This is a genomic window from Arthrobacter sp. Y3224055, assembly GCF_059090825.1.
Genome location: NZ_JBNHGB010000001.1, coordinates 553,636 through 573,746, shown reverse-complemented (window position 1 = coordinate 573,746; position 20,111 = coordinate 553,636). Strand labels below are relative to the sequence as shown.

Genomic DNA, 20,111 nt, shown 5'->3' with positions numbered 1-20,111 from the left:
TCCTTTACGAGTCGAAGCCCATGCCGGCGGCGTCCATGGCTTTCAACCAGGGGCCGCGTCGTCCCCGGTTGCGGTCGGCGCGGATCAGGGCGGCGGTGGTGAGTTTGATGCCGAGCCAGGCGAGCGGCTCGGGCGGGAACGGCAGCGGCTTCCGCCGCACCAGCTCCAGCTCCGTCCGTTCGGTCGGCCGGCCCGACAGCAGGTCCAGCATCACGTTGGCGCCGAAGCGCGACGCTCCCACGCCCAAGCCGGTGAAGCCGGCGCAATAGGCCACCCGGCCGGCGTAGGCGGTGTCGAAGAAGGAGAAGAAGCGGCTGCAGGTATCGATGGCACCGCCCCAGGCGTGGCTGAAGCGCACGTCGGCCAGTTGCGGGAAAGTGGCGGCGAAGTGGGCGGCGAGGCGGCGGTACGTTTCCGGGCGGTGGTCGTAGCCGTGCCGGAGCGACCTGCCGTAGTGGTAGACGGCGTCGTAGCCGCCGAACAGCATCCGGTCCTGCCCGTCGGCGTCGGTGGTCAGCCGGTAGTAATGGAAACGGTTGTCGTTGTCGGCGATGCCGAACCGCTCGGACCAGCCCAGCGATTCCCGTTGCCCGCCGGTCAGCGGTTCCGTCATCAACGCGTAGTCGTACACCGGGACGGTATGCAGCCGGGTGCGCGCCAGCAGCGACGGGAAGGCATTGGTCGCCAGCGCGACGCGTCCGGCGGCCACGGAGCCGGCGTCGGTGCGCAGCAGGATGGACCCCGCCCGCCGGGACAGGGAGCGTGCCGGCGTGTGTTCATACATCTCGACGCCGGCGCGCAGGCAGGCGTCGCGCAGCCCCCAGGCGAGTTTCGCGGGGTGCACCATCGCCGTTCCCCGCCGGTCCCGCAACCCTGCCCGGTAGGCGGGGGAGGCCACCTGCTGTTGGACGGCGGCCTGGTCGAGGAACTCGAGCGAGGGGTCCTCGGCGGCCTCCTCGGCAAGCCAGCCGACGTGGTGCTCTTCGGTGGCCACGGACAGCGTGCCGGTGCGTTCAAAGCCGGCGTCGATCCCGTACCGGGCCAGGCTCTCTTCGATCTCGTCCAGGTTCTGCAAACCGAGCTTGTCCAGCAGTTCGTTTTCGCCCGGGAGGTGTCTTTGCCCGTTCGCGCTCCCATGGGTCAGGCTGGCCTCGCAGAAGCCGCCGTTGCGGCCGGACGCGGCCCAGCCGATGCGATTGCCCTCCAAAAGCACCACCGAGCGGTCCGGGTCGCGCTCCTTGGCCAGCAGCGCGGTCCACAAGCCCGTGTAGCCGCCGCCGACCACCGCCAGGTCCGCCGTTACCGTGCCGCGCAAGGACGACAGCGGTGCGGGGCGCGAGGGATCATCCAGCCAGAACGGCGTCGGGGACGCCCCGGCCAAGGCGGCGTCGAGGCGTGCGGCCGGGATCTGCTCTTCGGCACGGTCGTAGAACGTTTTCATGCCGGCGCCCCCTGCCGTTCGAAAACCGGTTGGCCGGCCACCAGTGTCAAATCGGTGCCGACGGTGTGCAGTTCCTCCGGGGGCAGGCTGAACGGGTCGAGGGTCAGCACGGCCAGGTCGGCCGGCGCTCCGGGAGCAATGCGGCCGGCGTCGTCCTCGCGGTTCAGCCACGCCGAGCCGGAGGTATAGGCGGCCAGCGCGGCCTGCAGGGACAGCGCCTCGCCCGGAAGCAGCGGCCCGTCGGAGCCGTCGTCCGGGTGCCGGCGGTTCACCGCCACGTGGATGGCCTGCCAAGGATCCGGGCTGGACACCGGCCAGTCCGAGCCCATCGCGAGCCGGGCGCCGGAGGCGGCCAGGGAGGCGAACGGGTACTGCCAGCCGGCCCGTTCCTCGCCGATCAGCGGCACGGTCAGCTCGCGCATCTGGGCATCGTTGCAGGCCCAGAGCGCCTGCAGGTTCGCGGTGACGTCGAGTTCGCCGAAACGGGCGACGTCGGTTGGGTGGATGATCTGCAGATGCGCCATGTGGTGCCGGCCGCTGCCGGGGCCGTTCGCGCGCCGGGCATGCTCGACGGCGTCGAGTCCCTCCCGCACGGCACGGTCGCCGATTACATGCAGATGCAGGTCGAATCCGGCGTCATCCAGCGCCGTCACCACTGCCACCAGAACGTCCTCGGGAAGATAGGTCAGCCCACGGCCCGCCGACGGACCGTCCGCCGCGTTGCCCGCGGCGGCAGGGCCTTCGTGTCCCGCCGCGCCGGCACAGGAGCAGGGCTGCAGGTACGGCTCCAACATGGCGGCGGTCCGGTTCTCCGGCACCCCGTCCACCATGATCTTGGCGCTGGTGGTGCGGAAACCGGCCGCCGCATTTTGCTCCCGGCGGGCGATGAAGTCTGCGACCAAGGCGGGGACCGTGGCCAGGCTGGTGCTCCGCGGCACCCAAAGGGCTCCGGCGGCGCCGCCGGTCAGCAGGCCCTCGTCCAACAAGGCCCGGTACGCGGCGCTGGCCTCCGGATAACCGGCGTAGTCGCCCAGGATCGCTTCCTGCCATCCGGTGACGCCTACCGAGTGGAGGTAGCGCTGGGCCTCCAGCAAGCCGGCCCGCATGTCCTCGACCGTCGCCCGCGGGATGACCCGGTTGACCAGGTCCATGGCACCTTCGTGCAGGGTTCCGGCCGGGTTTCCGAAGGCATCGCGCTCCAGCAGGCCGTCTGTCGGGTCGGGGGTGGCGGCATCGATGCCGGCCAACTCGAGCGCGCGGCTGTTGACCCAGGCGCTGTGGTGGTCCGCGTTGACCAGATAGACGGGGCGGTTCGGGACCACCGCATCCAGCGCCTGCCGGGTCGGATAGCCGCCCGGAAAATCCGCCTTGTGCCAGCCGCCGCCGGTGATCCACCCCCCGTCGGTGGAGGAGGCGCACGCGGCTATCCGGGCCAGCACCTCGTCGGCACCCGCGCACAGGGACAGGTCGCACCCCAACCGTTCCATCCCGCCCATCACGGCATGGACGTGGGCGTCCGTGAAGCCGGGCGCCAGCAGTCGGCCGCGCAGGTCCACGACGGTGGCATGAGGTCCCGCCGCCGCCCGGGCTTCGGCGTCCGTTCCGATGGCGGTGATTACCCCGCCCGTGACAGCAACCGCCGGGGTTCCGGGCAGCAGGCGGCGTCCATCGAAGATCCTGCCGGAGTGAAAGATCCAGTCCGCCGCCATGGCCGCTCCTCTGACCCGGCGGATGCCGGAAATGAATGGGTTTCACTTATGACACAGTGGCCGGGTCCCTTTGTCAACGGTTTTGGCCCGGTTCCCCGGTACGTGACGGCGCCGGTCCGGCTTTGCCGGCAGCCCGGGAGCTCCGGCGTCGAAATACGCAACGAAGTAGTTGCTTAATCCGCGTGAGCGTAGGCTACCCTTACTTTTGTTCCCGTTCCTTGATCCGAGGAGGCCCGAGTTGGCCCTTTCACGCATGCGCGGATTGGCTGCCGCCGCCGCCGTCGTCCTGATGTCCCTGACCGCCTGTTCCACCGGTCCCGCGGGCGGAGGTTCCGAGGGCGGCCCGTCGGCCGCGGCGTCGGACCAGTTCCCGGTGACGGTGGAACACGCCTTCGGCGAGACGGTGATCGAGGAGCAGCCCGAACGCGTGGCCACCGTGTCCTGGGTTAATTCCGATGTGTCGCTGGCGCTGGGCGTGGTTCCGGTCGGCATGCCCAAGGAAGACTGGGGCGGAAACGAGAACGGGTCCACCCCGTGGCGGGACGCCAAGCTGGAGGAGCTGGGCACCGCGATCGGCAGCGAGAATGCGCCCACCCTGTATTCCGAGGCGGACGGCATCGCCTTTGACGAGATTGCCGAGCTGGCCCCGGACGTCATCCTTGCCGCCTACTCCGGGTTGACCCAGGAGGACTACGACACGCTCAGCAAGATTGCCCCGGTCGTCGCTTACCCGGAGACTCCCTACGGCACGGACTGGCAGGACTCCACCCGGCTGATCGGTCAGGCGCTCGGGCGCAGTGCGGCTGCCGAGGATCTGGTGGCCGACACCGAGCAGACGATCGTGGCCAAGGCCGCGGAGTACCCGCAGCTGGCTGGCAAGAGCTTTATTTACGGCAACCTGGAACCGGCCAAGGGCGACGGCGTGAACGTCTACACCGCCAACGACAACCGGCCCAAGTTCCTCACCAGCATCGGCATGGTCCAGGCGGATGTTGTCACCGAGGCCACCGCCGGCTCCGACGAGTTCTTCATTCCCTGGTCGGCCGAGAAGGCCAACGAACTGGAATCCGATGTGTTCGTGACCTGGGTGCCGGACGACAAGACCGCCCGGCAAATCACCAAGGACCCGCTGCTGGGCCAGATCCCGGCGATTAAGGACGGCGCGCTGGTGGCGGACTCGGACAATACGCTGACCCTGTCCATTTCCGCCGCGTCGCCGCTGAGCCTGCCGTGGGCGCTGGATACCTTCCTGCCCATGCTCGCCGAGGCCGCTGACGCGGCTGACGCCGCCGCCGCCAAGTAGCCCGCGGCCGCCGATCCCCAGGACGACGGCGAGGGGCCACGCTCCGCGCAGCGTGAGCAGTGCCGGGGGTGCCCCTTTGCCTGTCCCGTCGCATAAGGTTTCCGGAGATTGCCTAACGCGGAAGGGGTGGGGCGGTGAAGACCCGCGGGACCAGCCAGTCGTTGTCCGCCGGGCTGCTGATCGCCGGCATCCTGCTGGTGGCAGCCAACCTGCGCCCGGTGCTGACCAGCGTGGGCCCGCTGCTGGACCAGATCGGCGCGGACACGGGACTGGGCACCACCGCCCTGGGCGTGCTCGCCGCGATCCCGCTGCTGGCCTTCGGCGCGGTGTCCCCGCTGGCGCACGGGTTGAGCGAGAAGTTCGGCGTCGAGCGCACGGTTTTCGGGGCCCTGATGCTGTTGGTGGCCGGGACGTTCCTGCGGCCGGTTCCGGGCGCCATCGCGAATTTGTGGATCGGCACCTTCCTGGTCGGTGCGGCCATCGCCGTCTGCAACGTGATGCTGCCCGCGCTGCTCAAGCGGGACTTCCCGGAACGGATGGCCTCGCTGACCGGCGCCTATTCGGCGGTGCTGGGCGGCTGCGCCTCCCTCGGCGCCGGCCTGGCGGTGCCGCTGGCGCTCCTTCCGGTGGGCGGCGGACCGGCCGGCTGGCGCTTCGCCCTGGCGGCGTTCGTGGTGCTGGCGGTGCCGGCCGTGCTGCTGTGGCTTCCCCGCCTGCGCGGCGGCACCGCGGCCGAAGAGCGGGCCCGTGCCGCCGCCGCGGCCCCGGCGCTGGTGCGCGGTTCGGTGTGGAAGTCCGGCCTCGCCTGGCATGTGACGGTGTACATGGGGTTGCAGTCGATGACCTTCTACATTCTCATCACGTGGCTGCCCACTCTGGAACGTTTTCACGGCCGCGGGGACCTGGCCTCCGGCTGGGACCTCATGTTGTTCCAGCTGATCGGCGTGGTATCCAGCCTGCTGACCCCCGTTGCCCTGCGCGGGCCGACCCAGCGCCTGGCCGCCTCGCTGCCGCCCCTGGTGGTGGTGGCAGGCGGCCTGGGCATGATGCTGATGCCGCAGGTCATGCTGTTCTGGGTGCTGGTGGCGGGCTTCGGCTGCGGCAGTTCCCTGGTCACCGCGCTCTCGCTCTTCGGCTTGCGCACCCGCACCCACCGCGAAGCCGGCGCCCTCTCCGGGATGGCCCAGTCGATCGGCTACCTGCTGGCCGCCGCCGGTCCGCCGATTTTCGGCGGGCTCTTCGCCGCCACCGGGGCTTGGGAAACCTCCCTGGCGCTGCTGTGCCTGATTGCCGTGGCGCAGGCGGCCATCGGGCTGCTGGTTGGACGGGACCGCTTCGCCTTCACCCCGGTGAGCCCCACAGCGCCGGCCGCGTGAGCCCCGCAGCGCCGGCCGCCTGAGCCCCGCAGCGCCGGCCGGGTGAACGGGCAAGCGACCTGTCGGGCGGCCGCCTACATGCCCTGGCGGTAGGTCTCCAGCTGCCGGAACCGGCGCTGCAGCGACTCGCGCCGGTGCTCGTCCTCGCCGGCGGTGAGCTCGATGTGGCGGCGGCCGAAGCGCCACAGCAGCAGATCGTCCAGCAGGCGGTCCGGTCCGGGGGAGTAGCGGTGTTCCAGGGCGGCGCGGACATCCGTGATGGTTTCCGGATTCAGCAAGGCCGCCAGCTCGGTCGTGGTCTTCAGGCCGTGCGCCGCCAGCAGCTCCGCCGCCCAGCCCCAGTCGTCGTCGGACTTGCGGTCCACGTGCGGCAGCAGGGTCTGCCAGACCTCGCGGACCCGGCGGGGGGTCAGCGGCGCGGCGCCTTCGCCCTCTTCGTCCCAGTAGCCGGTGACGGTTTCGTAGCGATCGTGGAGTTCGGCGAAGGCCGATTCGACCGCTTCCAGCATGGCGGCCGTGGCCGTGAACTGGCGGTCGAAATAGGGGCTCCAGGCACGCGGGTCAGCGGACTTGAAGCGGATATCGTGCTCCAATTCCGACCAGGCGTGCGAAAGGATCGTACGGATTTGTACTTCGAAGAGGTAGCTGCCGGTGGCGCGGGCAGGTTCACCCAGGGCCTGCTGGTACGCCTTCACCGCGTTGTTCTGCAGCGTGCGCAGGATCAGGTGTCGGCTGGCGTACCCATAGGTGCCTGACTCGATCGAGCCGATATCCTTCTCCCGGTCGGCACGGCAGTCGAAGTCGCTGCGCTGGCGCTTGATCAACGCTGCGGCCTGCCGGATCTGGTGCGGCAGGCTGACGATCACCCGCACGCCCACCAGATCCTGGATTTCGCGCAGCGGATCGGGGAATTCCAGCGCCGGGGCGCCGCCGGGTTCGGCCGGCTGGAGCATCCGCGACGCCTTGTCGCGGAAAGACTCCACGCTCTTGGTCCGGGCCGTGACGAACAGCGGCGTGAGTTCGGCGGTGCGGAAGATGTTGCGGATGTCCGACTGCAGCTGCGAGGTGACCGTTTCCAACGCCGGGCGAACCCGCTCGTAGTGCGCCGTGCTGGCTTCCACCTGCGGGCGCAGTTGCTCATCCAACCGATCCCAATGCATGCCCATGCTCCTGGCTCTCCTGCGGTAGCTTCATGCGGTAAGTGAACAACCTACCAAGACAGCGGCCGCGGAACGTATCCGCAGGATGCCGGGAGCGGACCGCAGGCCGCGGCCCGTCCCGGCAGGCCCGCGGCGAACGCGCATAGCCCCGGCGCGCCCGCCGCGCCCGCTCAGCCCGCCGCGTGCGTGTCCGCCAGCTCCAGCACCTCGTCCAGGACGGCCAGGCCGGTGCGCGCATCCTCCGCACTGATGTTCAGCGGCGGCACAACATGGATCCGGTTGAAGTTGGCGAACGGCAGCAGCCCACGGGACTTGCAGGCCGCGATCAGCTCGTTCATCTCCGGGCTGGAGGAACCGTACGGCGCCAGCGGCTCGCGCGTGGCCCGGTCGCGCACCAGTTCCACCGCCCAGAAGGCCCCGACGCCGCGGACCTCGCCGACCGACGGGTGCTTGGCCGCCAGCTCGGCAAGCCCCGGGCCGAACACCGTGGTGCCCAGGTCCGCTGCATGCTCGACCATCTTCTCGTCCCGCATCGCGTTGATCGTGGCCACCGCCGCGGCGCAGGCCAGCGGGTGCCCGGAATAGGTCAACCCGCCGGGGTACGCGCGGTGGGCGAAGGTCGCGTAGATCTCCTCGGAGATCGCCACGCCGCCCAGCGGCACGTAGCCGGAGTTCACGCCCTTGGCGAAGGTGAGCAGGTCCGGCACCACGCCGGCGTGGTCGATGGCGAACCACTTGCCGGCACGGCCGAACCCGGCCATCACCTCGTCGGCGATGAACACGATCCCGTATTTGGTCGCCAGCTCGCGGACACCCTGGAGGTAGCCGGGCGGGGGCACCATGATCCCCGCCGTTCCCGGAATGGACTCCAAAATGATCGCGGCAAAGCGGTCGGCGCCCTCCAGCTGGATCGTGGTTTCCAGATGTTCCAGCGCGCGCTGGCATTCCTGCGCCTCGTCCGCGGAGTGGAACTGGCTGCGGTACAGGAAGGGTGCGTGGAAGTGGACCGTGCCGGCGTTGCCGTAGTCGTTCGCCACCCGCCGCGGGTCGCCGGTGATGTTGACCGCCAGCGCCGTCCCGCCGTGGTAGGAGCGGTAGGCGGAAAGCACCTTGTAGCGGCCGGTGTGGAGCCGGGCCATCCGGACCGCGTGCTCCACGGCGTCCGCGCCGCCGTTCGTGAAGAAGACCCGGTTCAGGTCCCCGGGGGTCAGCTCGGCGATCAGGCGCGCGGCCTCGGACCGGGCGGCGTTTGCATGCTGGGGTGCCACGGTGCACAGCAGCCCGGCCTGCTCCTGGATGGCCGCGACCACCTTGGGATGCTGGTGGCCGATATTGGTGTTGACCAGCTGCGAGGAGAAGTCCAGCAGCCGGTTGCCCTCGCCGTCCCAGACCCAGGACCCCTCCGCCCGGGTGACAACCATGGGCGTGATCTGTTCCTGGGCGGACCAGGAATGGAACACATGCTGCCGGTCCAGCTGATAGGCGCGGCGGCCGGCTTCCAGTTCCGCCGGGCTCAACGGTGTGCCTGTGGTGGTGGTCATGGCTCTCTCCTCCTAGATGTTCTGCGGGAAGCCGAGGTTGATGCCGCCGTGGCTCGGATCCAGCCAGCGCGAGGTCACAACCTTGCCGCGGGTGAAGAAGTGCACGCCCTCGGAACCATGCGCATGGCTGTCACCGAACAGCGAGTTCTTCCAGCCGCCGAACGAGTAGTACGCCATGGGCACCGGGATCGGCACATTGATCCCCACCATACCCACCTGCACCTCGTTCTCGAAGCGGCGGGCGGCACCGCCGTCGTTGGTGAAAATCGCCGTGCCGTTGCCGTACTGATTCCCGTTGATCAGCGCCAGCCCTTCGTCGTAGCCCGGCACCCGCACCACCGACAGGACCGGTCCGAAGATCTCATCCGTGTAGATGGACATCTCCGGTGTCACCCGGTCGAACAGCGTCGGGGCCAGGAAGAAGCCGTCGCCCTCCGCATCCGGCTCCACGCTGCGCCCGTCCAACACCAGTTCGGCGCCTGCTTCAACGCCTGCCGTGATGTAGCCGGCCACCTTGTCCCGGTGAGCCGCCGTGATCAGGGGGCCCATGTCCGTGCCGCGCAGGCCGTCGCCCACGCGCAGCTTTGCGGTCCGCTCGGCGATCTTGGCCACCAGTTCGTCCGCGACGGACTCCACTGCCACCACCGCGGAGATCGCCATGCAGCGCTCGCCGGCCGCGCCGTAGCCGGCGTTCACCGCGGCATCCGCGGCAAGGTCCAGGTCGGCATCGGGGAGCACGAGCATGTGGTTCTTGGCCCCGCCCAGCGCCTGCACCCGCTTGCCGGAGGCCGTGCCGCGCTCATACACGTAGCGGGCGATCGGCGTCGATCCGACGAAGGAAACGGACTTGATCTCGGGGTGCTCCAGCAGGGCGTCCACGGCTTCCTTGTCGCCGTGCACCACGTTGAAGACGCCGTCGGGCAGCCCGGCTTCCTTCCACAGCTCGGCCATCCAGTTGGCGGCCGTGGGGTCCTTTTCGCTGGGCTTCAAAACCACGGTGTTGCCGCTGGCGATCGCCACCGGGAAGAACCACATGGGTACCATCGCGGGGAAGTTGAAGGGGGAGATGATCGCCGCCGGCCCCACCGGCTGCCGGATCGAGTGCACGTCCACTTTGGTGGAGGCGTTCTCCGTGTAGCCGCCCTTCAGCAGGTGCGGGATGCCGCAGGCGAATTCCACAACCTCCTGCCCGCGCGACACCTCGCCGAGCGCGTCGTCCAGCACCTTGCCGTGTTCGGCGGTGATGATGGCGGCCAGTTCGCCCTTGCGCGCGTTCAGCAGCTCGCGGAAGTTGAACAGGATCTGCATGCGGCGGGCCAGCGACGTGTCGCGCCAGGCCGGGAACGCTGCCGCCGCCGCCTGCACCGCTTGATCGACGACGGCGGTGCTGGCGAGGGCGACGCGGGCGGAGACTTTGCCGGTGGCCGGGTTGCTCACGTCGCCGAGTCGGCTGTCGGGCTGCGGGGCCGTGTAGGTCCCCTGGATCCAGTGCTGGATGGTCTGCATGGTTCTCCTTGTTTCGAGTTGTTGCCCGCACTTGGCCCCCGGCCAGGAAGTGAACGGGGACACGTGCGATGGGTCTTCCCCTATCCTCGGGTGCCCCGTCCGCCCGTGCCACTGACACTCTGTCGGAAGATACGCGTTGGGGCTTACACTGTGTCAATGCAGCTGAGCGTGCGGGACGTACTCGACCTCGAGGTGGTGCGGGCCGGCGAACCCGAGGTCCTCTCGGGCGCCGACGCCTTGGCCTCGCCCGTCCGCTGGGTCCACGTGGCCGAGTTGCGGAGCCTTGCCGGCCTCCTGGAGGGCGGCGAGCTGGTCCTGACCACCGGCCTGGCGTTCGAGGACTCCGCCGCCGAAGCCACCCGCTACCTCGCCGAGCTGGCAGCGGCAGGGGCCGCCGCCGTCATCGTCGAAATCACCGCCCAGAGGCCCCGGGCCGCCGCCGCACTGCGCGAGGCCGGCCGCACCGCCGGCCTGCCGGTCATCCTGGTGACCCGCCGCATCCGATTTGTGGAGGTCACCGAGGTGGTGCACCGCATGCTGGTGGCCGGACAGCTGGCGCAGCTGGAGCGATCGCGCCAGGTGCACGAGGTTTTCACCATGCTCAGCCTGGAGAACGCCCCGCCGGAGGAGATTGTGGCCCGGGCCGCCGAACTGATCAATGCTCCCGTGGTGCTGGAAGACGTGGCCCATCTGGTGCTCGCTTTCGCCCCGGCCGGCATGCCTGCTTCGGAACTGCTCGACGGCTGGGCCGAACGCTCGCGCCTGGTGCACTATCGCGAGGAGACGGCCCGTGCCGGCTCGGCAGGCTGGCTGCAGGCGCCGGTGGGACTGCGCGGCCAGCGCTGGGGCCGCCTCGTGGTGCCGGTGGCAGGCGAACCGTTGGCCGGCGGGCGGGCGGACGGGACTGCCGAAACCGCCGACGCCGACGCCGCCATGGTGCTGGAACGGGCCGGCCAGGCCCTGACCATCAACCGCATGGCGGAACGGGACCAGCGCGAACTTGCCCATCAGGCCCGCTCCGGCCTGCTGCACGAACTCCGCCGGCCCGGCGCACTGGAAGAGCCCGAGGCCCTGGCCCGAGCTGCGGCCCTGGGGCTGGCGTCCGCTCCGGTCTACCTGCCGGTGGTGTTCCAGCTGGCGCGGCCTGCCGCCGAAGAACCGATCGAACTGCAGCGGCGGGAGCGGGCGCTGCTGGACTTGCTGAACAGTGTGGCCGCGGCCGCCCGGGTGTCGGTGCTGGCAGCCAGCCTGCAGGCCGGCTCCATCGGGCTGCTGGTCTCGGTGCCGGCCAGGCAGCTGGAAGACCCCGTGCTGGAACGGCTGTGCGGCCAGTTGGCCGAGCAGACCAGCCCCGACTGGACCGTGGGGGTTGGCCGCGGCCGGCAGGAGCTGCTGGCCGCTGCCGCGGGGATGGACGAAGCGGCACATGTGGCCGAGGCCGCGGCCGGGCTCGGCACCGGCAAACGGTTCTACCGGTCTTCGGACGTCCGGTTGCGCGGCGTGCTCTCCCTGCTGCGCGACGATCCGCGCGTGGCCGCCTTCGCCGACGCCGAACTCGCCGCCGTCGCCCACGACCGCGACGCCCTGGACCTGCTGCAGCGGTACCTGGAGGCCGGTGGCAACAAGGCCCGGCTCGCGCGCGACGGTTACCTCAGCCGCCCCACGCTTTATGCGAGGCTGGCGCGCCTGCAGGAGCAGCTCGGCGTCCCGCTCGAGGACGCCGAGTCGCGGACGTCGCTGCACGTGGCCCTGCTGCTGCACAGGATGCGCGGATGACCGACCGGCCCGGCGCAGGCTAGGCCGGCAGCGAACCCTTGCCAGCGGTGGCCGACCGGCCGATATGGTGGAGGCATGAGCCAGAGCAGCGACACGGCGGAGTTCAGCACCAAGGGCGCCTACGTCCACAGCGGCGAAGAGTTCGACCGGGACACGAACTACATCGAGGACCGGATCGTGGCCGATCCCGATGCCGTGCGTGCCTCGGACGGGCCGACCGGCGGCACCATCGGCAACCCGAACGGCGGCCTCGGCGACGGCGCCAAAGCCTGGCCGGTTGAGGCCGGCCGCTACCGCCTGGTCGCCGCCCGCGCCTGCCCCTGGGCCAATCGCGCCATCATCGTCCGGCGCCTGCTCGGGCTCGAGGACGCCATTTCACTCGGCCTGCCCGGCCCCACCCACGACGCCCGTTCCTGGACCTTTGACCTGGATCCCGGCGGCCGGGACCCGGTTTTGGGCACCGAGCGCCTGCAGGAGAACTACTTCAAGCGCTTCCCGGACTACCCCCGCGGCATCACCGTGCCGGCCATCGTGGACGAGGCGAGCGGCGCCGTCGTCACCAATGATTACCCGCAGATGACCCTGGACTTCTCCACCGAGTGGAAGGAGCACCACCGCGAGGGCGCGCCGGACCTGCTGCCGGCCGACAAACTCGAGGAGATGCAGCCGGTCATCAAGCGCATCTACACCGAGGTCAACAATGGCGTCTACCGCTGCGGTTTCGCCGGGTCGCAGGAAGCCTACAACGCCGCCTACGACCGGCTCTGGGCGGCCATGGACTGGCTCGAGGAGCGCCTCACCAGCCGGCGCTACCTGATGGGCGACACGATTACCGAAGCCGACGTCCGCCTCTTCACCACGCTGGCCCGCTTCGACGCGGTCTACCACGGCCACTTCAAGTGCAACCGGAACAAGCTGACCGAGATGCCCGCGCTGTGGGGCTACGCCCGTGACCTCTTCCAGACCCCGGGCTTCGGCGACACCACCGACTTCGTGCAGATCAAGCAGCACTATTACATCGTGCACGAGGACATCAATCCCACCCGGATCGTCCCGCAGGGCCCCGAGCTCTCCGGCTGGCTGACCGATCACGGCCGCGAGGCCCTCGGCGGCAGCCCCTTCGGGGACGGCACCGCACCGGGTCCGGTGCGCGAATCCGAACGTGTCACCGCCGGCCACAACCCGCTCTACCCCGCTTAGCAGCATGTCCCGCGGGGTGCATGACGACGGCGGTGCCCGCCTGGGCGCGGGGACCGTCGAGGACCGCCCCGCGGGCGGCGTCCGCCTCGACGCGGGCGCCCTCGATGACGGCCCCGCGGGCGTAGCCCGCGCCGAGCCGCGCGACGCCGGCCGTTCCGGCCACCGCACCGCCCGGCCCCGCATTGCCGTCAGCTACGCCCGGGACGCCGCGTCGCATCCCGTCTGGTTCTCTGACGTCCTGGCCTCTCTGGCCCGGCACGCGGCCGCAGGCCTGGAAGCCGCCGGCGCGAATCCCGTCGTCGTGAATTCCGCGTCGGGCCACGTCTTCAGCGCGCTCGACTATGACGGCGTGGTCATCCTGGGCGGCGGGGACGTGGACCCGGCCCGCTACGGCGGCGACACCGACGAAAAAACCGTCCACGGCGTGGACACGGCCGCCGACGAGACCGAGATCGACCTGGTCAAGGGGGCTATTGCCAACGGCCGGCCGGTCCTCGGCATCTGCCGCGGACTCCAGCTGATCAACGTCGCCTTCGCCGGCACCCTCTTTGAGGATCTGGGCCCGGAGTCGTTCCACAAGATACATCGGCCGCAGCCGCCCATGGCCAGCCATCCGGTGCGGATTGCCCCCGACAGCCTGCTGGCGGCGGCGCTCGGCACCGGCGAAGTCGCGGTCCAGTCCGGCCATCACCAAGCGGTGCGCCGGTTGGGTGACCGGCTCCGCGTCGTGGCCACTGCGGCCGACGGCGTGGTGGAAGCCGTGGAACTCGCCCGCCCCGATGAAGGCTGGCTGCTGGCGGTCCAGTGGCACCCCGAAGAACCCGGGTCGCCCGAAGGGCAGTTACAGGCGCTGCTCAAGCCCTTCGTCGAGGCGTGCCGGAAGACGACCGCCGGCCTGGGCTGACAGGGGCCGGCACTAAGCCAAATGCCTCTCGGCGTAGGCCTTCATGGCATCCCGCACGAAAGACGCGCCGGCCTCGCCGCCGTAGTTGGCGCCGAACCGCGGGTCGGCCACGTACATCTCGCCCAGACCGGTGAAGTAACCGTAGGACACCTGCTGGCCGCCGTTGGCACTGGAAAGCCAGTCGAACTGGCGCTGCGCCAGGGCCTGAGCCTCCGCGCTGTGGGCGGCTACCCCGGCCTGGCTGGCCGCGACCCAGTCGGCCATCAGCTGGCGGGACCGTTCCGTCCAAGCCTTCCGCTCCGCGTCGGACATCCCGCGCCACCACTTGTCGCCCTTGGCATACGCATCCTTGCCCCAGCGCTCTTCGACCTCCTGCTTGTACTGCGTGTGGTCGAATCCGTCGAACATTTCACTGGCCACGAGATCCTCACCCCTTTCTGTCTTGTCGATGGTGGTCTTGACGGAGGCGATCTGCCGTTCCAGGCGATCGCGCTCCTGCAGGAGCAGTTCCAGGTGAACGCGCAGGGCGGCCGACGCGTCCCGGGTGCCCTCGAACACCTTGCCGATCTCCGGCAGCCCCAACCCGAGCTCCCGCAGCAACAAAATGCGCTGCAACCGAAGGAGGGCTCCGTCGTCGTAATAGCGGTAGCCGTTGTGGCCGATACGGCTCGGCTCAAGCAGGCCAATGTCCTGGTAATGCCGGAGGGTTCTGCTGGTTGTTCCCGCCGCCTTGGCGACCTCCTGGATCGAGTATTCGCCCCGTCCAACCTGCGGTGCTGTTCCCATGGCAACCACTATGGAGCTTGACGCAGCGGCAAGGTCAAGTGGTCCGGTGCGGCGGTTCCCTGGCCGTCCGGGATAGCATCGGCAGGTGCACACCGACCGGCCCGCAGATTCTCCCCGAGGCCCCGGCGGCGGTGCCTCCCCGCCCGGCGGGCAGAACGTGGCGCACCGCCAAGGCATTCGGATATCAGCGCCGCTGGCGTTGTTCCTGGCGTCGTTGGCAGGGGTCGGACTGGCCATGCAGAGCCGCCTCAACAGCCAGTTGGGCATCGAGCTGGGGGACCAGGTGGGAGCGGCCCTGGTCAGTTTCGGTACCGGGTTGGCGGCCGTTCTGCTCTTCACACTCGTGCACCCGTCGGTGCGGGGCAAGCTGCGCGCCGTTCCCCGGCTCCTGCGGCAGCGGGCCTATCCGCGCTGGTACCTGGGGGCCGGGTTGGTCGGCGCCTTCTACGTGTTCGCCCAGGCGGCCACCGTCGGGCCGATCGGGTTGTCGCTGTTCACCATCGCCATTGTGTCCGGCCAAATGGCTTCCGGCCTCCTGATGGACCGGTGGGGGATCGGGGCCGGACGGAAAATCGCGGTCAGCGGCGCCAGGTTCGCCGGCGCGGCGCTGGCTTTCCTGGCCTCGCTCATTGCCGCCAGCGCCCACCTCGGAACGTCAAGGACCGCGGGGCTGCTCGTACTGTTCATGCTGATCCCGCTGGTGGCCGGGTTGATGCAGAGCGTGCAGCAAGGCGTTCTCGGCCAGGTCGGCGCGGCACACGGCAGCCCGGTGATTTCCACGCTGCTGAACTTCGGGGTGGGGACGGTCGCCCTGCTGGCGGTCTGGGCCGCCCAGGCGCTGATGACCGGGCGAACCGACCTGATCACCGGCGACTGGTGGCTGTACCTGGGCGGGCCGCTCGGAACCTTGATCCTGGCCGCCGGCACCGTCGCGGTGGCCAGCACCGGCGTGCTGCTGACCACACTGACGGTGATCGGCGGGCAACTGGTGGGTGCGCTGGTGTTGGATCTCTTCTGGCCCTCCGCGGGGAGCGCGGTCGGGCCGCAGACGCTGGTGGGCATCGGGCTGACGGGCGCCGGGCTGCTGATTGCTGCCCGTTCCGGCCGCGCACGCCGTTCCGGCCGCGTTCGCTAGGTAGGTCGGGCGCCGCGGGCGGACCGGCAGCGCACGTCAGGAAGGCCGGTGCCGCGGGCGGCCTGGCGACGCAAGACAGGAAGGCCGGTGCCGCGGGCGGCCCGGCGGTGGGCGGCGCTACCATGGCCCAATGGACGACGGCGGTGCCTCCTGCGGCCCGGTGCGCTCGGTCTTCGGAGCGGATCCGGAGAGCCGAGCGGCCCTGGCCGTCCTGCAGATGCTGCGCGACCTTGAGCCATGGCTGCTGCGGGACGGGGCCGCCGTCGAGCAGGGGTCCGCGCTGGCGCTGCTGGACGATCAATTCGCCGCGGTCCACAGCGTGAGCAGCCTGCTGAACCAGTCCTTGGCCGCGGCGACGGACAATGTGCTGGCGCTGCGCCGGCTGCTGTTCGAGGAACCGGGGGAGCACGGAACAACGTCGTACCGGGTGCACACGCACTCGCCGTACTCGCTGGTGCGGACGGTCATCGAATGCACCTCCACGGTGCTGTGGGCACTCCAGCCGGAAGAAGGCACGGAGCGGGCGCGGCGTGGCCTGGTTCTCATTGCCCGCGACGTCTTCAACGCCGCGTCGTTCTGGGATGCGTATCTGGGTGACCTGCGGCCGGAGCGGCATGCCCGGGCCATGGATTACTTCGACGGGCTCCGCGGCGCGGTCAACGAGGCCGCCGAGTCGCTGCAGCTGCCGCCGATTTTCGCCGCCAAGGCCGACGGTTCTTGGGGCTACGCCACCAAGAACCGTACGCAGACTTCGATCCTGAAGGACCTGCGGGAGGGGGACCTGCCGCCGTCGTTGATGTATGTCTGGCAGTTCTGCAGCGGGCATTCGCACGGGCTTCAGTGGGCATCCGCACAGGGGGTCCGGTACCCGGATCCGTTCAGCGACTCCGGGATCGAGGAGTTCCGCCCAGGGAGCATGCAGCAGCTGCGGCGGATGTGCGAGGTGTCGCTGGGCCTGGTGCCGCGGGCCTGGGACGTTTTCGACAGGGAGCGCCGGGTGTGGCCCTTGCTCTGACCCCAGACGGGGAATCAGCGGTAGGAGCGGTGCAGGTTTTCCTTGGCGGAGGCGCCGCCCGGGCGCCCGGAAATCCACGGTCCGGTGCCCTCGGACGGGTCCAGCACGCCGGTTTCCAGCCAGGTGTAGTCGCCCGCGAGCACGTGCGAGGCCAGCCGGCCGTCGCTGGAATCGGAATTGCGCCAGAGGTCATCGAAGAGGTGGCCGATCCGTTGCCGGGCCTGCAGGCAGAAGGCGTCGGCCAGCTGGTAGGCCGACCTGCCCTGGGCGGCGTCCCGGCTGCGCAGCATTTCGGCGTGGCTGCAGCAGGCGGCCATGGCAAAGAGTTCGGCGCCGATATCCACGATCCTGCCCAAAAAGGCCTGCCGCTTTTCCAACCCGGCCTGCCACCGGCCCATCCCGAGGAACGTCTGCCGGGCCAGCCGGCGGGAGGACCGTTCGATGAACCGCAGGTGCCGGGCCAGCAGGCCGAACTCGCTGTACGACCGCGGGTTCATGCCGCGGCCGGCGAGCAGCCGGGGAAGCCAGCTGGCGTAGAAGCCGCTGGCGCCCAGGGCCGCCTTCGCCTTGGCCCGGGCGTCTGCGTCGGGCGAGGCCAGGTCGCCGGCCGCGGCCAGGTGGGCGTCGACGGCCTCGCGGGCAATCAGCAGGTGCATGATTTCGGTAGAGCCTTCGAAGATCCGGTTGATCCGCATGTCGCGGAACGCTTGTTCCGCCGGAACGGCGCGCTCGCCGCGGGCAGCCAGAGACGCGGCGGTCTCGTAACCCCGGCCACCGCGGATCTGGACCAGTTCGTCGGCAATCCTGAAGGCGGATTCGCTGGACCACAGCTTGGCCAGCGCCGCTTCAATCCGGATGTCCTTCATGCCGGCATCCGCGAGCCCGGCAGACAGCTCAAAAACCGCGTCGAGAGCGAAGGAGCCCGCGGCGATGAAGGCGATCTTCTTGCCGACCGCTTCGTGCTTGCCCACGGGTTTGCCCCACTGGACCCGCGCATTGGACCATTCGCGGGCGATCTTCAGGGACCACTTGCCGTTCGCGGCGCAGAGCGCGGGAATGGACAGGCGCCCGGTATTCAGCGTGGTCAGGGCGATCTTCAGGCCCTGGCCTTCACGGCCCAGGCGGTTGGCTGCGGGGACGCGGACGTTGTCGAACCGGGTCACGCCGTTTTCGATGCCCCTCAGGCCCATGAAGGCGTTGCGGTTTTCCACCGTGATCCCGGGGGAATCCGCTTCCACCACGAAAGCGGAGATGCCGCCGCGCTGGCCGTCATGCTCCGGCACCTTGGCCATCACCACTACCAGTTCCGCGATCACGCCGTTCGTGGTCCACAGCTTGCTGCCGTTGAGCAGGTACGCGTCGCCGTCCTCGGTGAGGGTCGCGGTGGTGCCCAGGCGGGCGGGGTCGGAGCCGACGTCGGGCTCGGTCAGCAGGAACGCCGTCACGGCGCCGGCCGCGCAGCGGGGCAGGTATTCGCGCTTTTGCGCCTCGGTGCCGAAGACTTTTACCGGCTCGGGCACGCCAATGGACTGGTGGGCCGAGAGCAGCGCGCCGAGCGAGGGGTGCACAGAGCCCAGCAGCATCAGGGCGCGGCCGTAGTACAGCAACGACAGCCCGAGGCCGCCGTATTCGACCGGGATCTTGATGCCAAACGCGCCGATCCTGGCCAGACCGGCGAGGTACTCGTCCGGGATTTTCGCGTCACGCTCGATCCGCGCCCCGTCCATGCTCCGGACGAACTCCGCCAGCGTCGCCAGGAACGATTCGCCGGCCTCGCGCTCGGACGGAGTCGGCAGCGGATGTGGATGGATCAGGTCCAGGTCGAAGCGGCCCATGTACAGGCCCTTGGCGAAACTCGGCCGGTTCCATTCGGTTTCGCGGGCTGCCTCGGCGAGTTCCCTCGCCTCGCGCTCGCCGGTCTCGGCCGGTCCGGCTGTCCCTGCTTCGGCCGGCAATGGTCCCGCGTCGGGCGCCGTGCCGGCGTTCCCGGCCTTCGCTCCCGCAGCGGCTGTGCGGGCGGCAGTTGTCTGGTCGGTCTCGGCGCTCATGGCAGTCCCCTTCGACGCGGGCCTGCGGGCGCCAGGCCCTGTGCTGTCCCCTCATGTTACTGCCCGGTAGCGCTTTTGCCGAGGGAGGATTTTGAGAACGGGAATAACTGCGAATAGCTGAAGCTTCAAGTAATTAGTTATTGCACGCAACCCCGGGAGCACCATGGACTTCGGCATTTTTACCTTCGGCGAATTAACGCGCGGCCCGGGCGGGGAGTCGCTGTCGCCCCGCCGGCGCCTGGAGGAACTGGTCCAGCTGGCCAAGATTGCCGACCAGGCGGGCATCTCGTTCCTAGGGCTGGGCGAGCACCACCGCAAGGACTTCGCCATTTCGGCGCCGGAAATCGTCCTGGCTGCCATCGCCCGCGAGACCACCAACCTGCGTCTGGCCACGGCGGTGACCGTGCTGTCCACCCAGGACCCGGTGCGCCTGTTCGAGCAGTTCGCCACGCTGGATCTGCTCTCCGGCGGACGCGCCGAGGTCATTGCCGGCCGCGGCGCCTTCACCGAGTCCTACCCGCTTTTCGGGTATGACACGGCCGACTATGACGGACTGTTCGAAGAGAAGCTTCAGTTGCTGCTGGCCGCCCGCGGACAGGAGAACCTGACCTGGAACGGCACCTACCATCACAACATCCGGGGCATGGACGTGTCGCCGCGGCCGCTGCAGGAGAGGCTTCCGGTCTGGGTCGGCGTGGGCGGCACGCCTTCTTCCTTCGAGCGGGCCGGACGCCTGGGGCTGCCGCTGTACCTGGCACTGCTCTCCGGTCCGCAGCACTTCGTCCGGCACATTGAGTACTACCGTGAGTCCGCCGCGGCGCACGGGCACGACCCGGCCGCGCTGCCGGTGGGAACGGGCGGCCACTTCTTCGTGGCTCCGACCTCGCAGCAGGCGCGCGACACGTTCTACCCGTACTACCGCGCATACTTCGAGCAGAACATGCCGCGGCCGGCCGGACACTTCCCGCGCGAGACCTTCGAAGCGTGGGCCGGCCCGGGCGGCGGCCTGCTCGCCGGGAGCCCGCAGGAAGTGATCGACAAGATCATGGAGCAGTACCAGCTGTTCGGCCATGACCGCTACATGGCCCAGGTGGGTCTTGGCGGGCTGCCGTTCGCGGACACCGCCCGGTCCATCGAACTCCTGGCCACCGAGATCATGCCGGTCATCCAGCGGGAGACGCATCCGGCCAAGCAGCCCTAGCGCCCTCGCT

The 20,111-nt window shown here is 69.7% G+C and carries 15 protein-coding genes; 8 read left to right on the top strand and 7 right to left on the bottom strand.

Going from position 1 to position 20,111, the window contains the following annotated elements; all coding sequences use genetic code 11:
• Window positions 1-4: 4 nt before the first annotated feature.
• Both AC5RTY_RS02760 and AC5RTY_RS02755 read right to left on the bottom strand, forming a co-directional pair.
• Window positions 5-1,441, bottom strand: a complete 1,437-nt coding sequence (locus AC5RTY_RS02760; protein WP_494000756.1) for an NAD(P)/FAD-dependent oxidoreductase — start codon at window positions 1,439-1,441, stop codon at window positions 5-7.
• Window positions 1,438-3,150, bottom strand: coding sequence for an amidohydrolase (locus tag AC5RTY_RS02755; RefSeq protein WP_494138929.1), 1,713 nt, complete (start codon window positions 3,148-3,150; stop codon window positions 1,438-1,440). Before AC5RTY_RS02755 ends, AC5RTY_RS02760 begins: the two co-directional genes overlap by 4 nt.
• A 253-nt stretch (window positions 3,151-3,403) precedes the next feature.
• On the opposite strand from AC5RTY_RS02755, the gene AC5RTY_RS02750 reads away from it, so the two are divergent.
• On the top strand, window positions 3,404-4,453 hold the full coding sequence (locus AC5RTY_RS02750; protein ID WP_494001306.1) for an iron-siderophore ABC transporter substrate-binding protein: 1,050 nt from the start codon (window positions 3,404-3,406) through the stop codon (window positions 4,451-4,453).
• Window positions 4,454-4,587: 134 nt separating this feature from the next.
• Window positions 4,588-5,829, top strand: coding sequence for an MFS transporter (locus AC5RTY_RS02745; RefSeq protein WP_494000754.1), 1,242 nt, complete (start codon window positions 4,588-4,590; stop codon window positions 5,827-5,829).
• Window positions 5,830-5,903: 74 nt separating this feature from the next.
• Here AC5RTY_RS02745 and AC5RTY_RS02740 read toward each other — a convergent pair whose 3' ends face one another.
• The 3 genes from AC5RTY_RS02740 to AC5RTY_RS02730 form a co-directional block, all read right to left on the bottom strand.
• Entirely contained in the window at window positions 5,904-6,995 is a 1,092-nt protein-coding gene (locus AC5RTY_RS02740; RefSeq protein ID WP_494000753.1) for a GTP pyrophosphokinase, read from the bottom strand.
• Between the two features lie 164 nt (window positions 6,996-7,159).
• A complete protein-coding gene (locus tag AC5RTY_RS02735) occupies window positions 7,160-8,530 on the bottom strand; it encodes an aspartate aminotransferase family protein (RefSeq protein ID WP_494000752.1) in 1,371 nt (456 codons plus the stop codon).
• 12 nt (window positions 8,531-8,542) lie between these two features.
• Window positions 8,543-10,036: a CoA-acylating methylmalonate-semialdehyde dehydrogenase gene (locus AC5RTY_RS02730; RefSeq protein WP_494000751.1), complete on the bottom strand. Its 1,494-nt coding sequence runs from the start codon at window positions 10,034-10,036 to the stop codon at window positions 8,543-8,545.
• Between the two features lie 156 nt (window positions 10,037-10,192).
• Here AC5RTY_RS02730 and AC5RTY_RS02725 point away from each other — a divergent pair, with 156 nt between their 5' ends.
• The 3 genes from AC5RTY_RS02725 (at window position 10,193) to AC5RTY_RS02715 (ending at window position 13,916) form a co-directional block, all read left to right on the top strand.
• Window positions 10,193-11,812 carry a PucR family transcriptional regulator gene (locus tag AC5RTY_RS02725; RefSeq protein ID WP_494000750.1) on the top strand — a complete coding sequence of 540 codons (1,620 nt, stop codon included), beginning with the start codon at window positions 10,193-10,195 and terminating at the stop codon, window positions 11,810-11,812.
• Window positions 11,813-11,887: 75 nt separating this feature from the next.
• Complete coding sequence (locus AC5RTY_RS02720; protein ID WP_494000749.1) at window positions 11,888-13,012, top strand: glutathione S-transferase family protein; 1,125 nt, start codon at window positions 11,888-11,890, stop codon at window positions 13,010-13,012.
• 4 nt (window positions 13,013-13,016) lie between these two features.
• Window positions 13,017-13,916: a gamma-glutamyl-gamma-aminobutyrate hydrolase family protein gene (locus AC5RTY_RS02715; RefSeq protein ID WP_494000748.1), complete on the top strand. Its 900-nt coding sequence runs from the start codon at window positions 13,017-13,019 to the stop codon at window positions 13,914-13,916.
• A gap of 12 nt (window positions 13,917-13,928) precedes the next feature.
• Here AC5RTY_RS02715 and AC5RTY_RS02710 read toward each other — a convergent pair whose 3' ends face one another.
• Window positions 13,929-14,702, bottom strand: a complete 774-nt coding sequence (locus tag AC5RTY_RS02710) for a MerR family transcriptional regulator (RefSeq protein ID WP_494000747.1) — start codon at window positions 14,700-14,702, stop codon at window positions 13,929-13,931.
• A gap of 85 nt (window positions 14,703-14,787) precedes the next feature.
• Here AC5RTY_RS02710 and AC5RTY_RS02705 point away from each other — a divergent pair, with 85 nt between their 5' ends.
• Window positions 14,788-15,837 (top strand): DMT family transporter, encoded by a 1,050-nt coding sequence (locus AC5RTY_RS02705; protein ID WP_494000746.1) that lies wholly within the window; start codon window positions 14,788-14,790, stop codon window positions 15,835-15,837.
• Window positions 15,838-15,967: 130 nt separating this feature from the next.
• Window positions 15,968-16,852, top strand: a complete 885-nt coding sequence (locus tag AC5RTY_RS02700; protein WP_494128506.1) for a hypothetical protein — start codon at window positions 15,968-15,970, stop codon at window positions 16,850-16,852.
• A 14-nt stretch (window positions 16,853-16,866) separates the two neighbouring features.
• On the opposite strand, the gene AC5RTY_RS02695 is transcribed toward AC5RTY_RS02700, so the two are convergent.
• Window positions 16,867-18,900: an acyl-CoA dehydrogenase family protein gene (locus AC5RTY_RS02695; RefSeq protein WP_494000744.1), complete on the bottom strand. Its 2,034-nt coding sequence runs from the start codon at window positions 18,898-18,900 to the stop codon at window positions 16,867-16,869.
• A gap of 163 nt (window positions 18,901-19,063) precedes the next feature.
• Between AC5RTY_RS02695 and AC5RTY_RS02690 the strand changes: the two genes are divergently transcribed.
• Complete coding sequence (locus AC5RTY_RS02690) at window positions 19,064-20,101, top strand: LLM class flavin-dependent oxidoreductase (protein WP_494138928.1); 1,038 nt, start codon at window positions 19,064-19,066, stop codon at window positions 20,099-20,101.
• Window positions 20,102-20,111 lie beyond the last annotated feature (10 nt).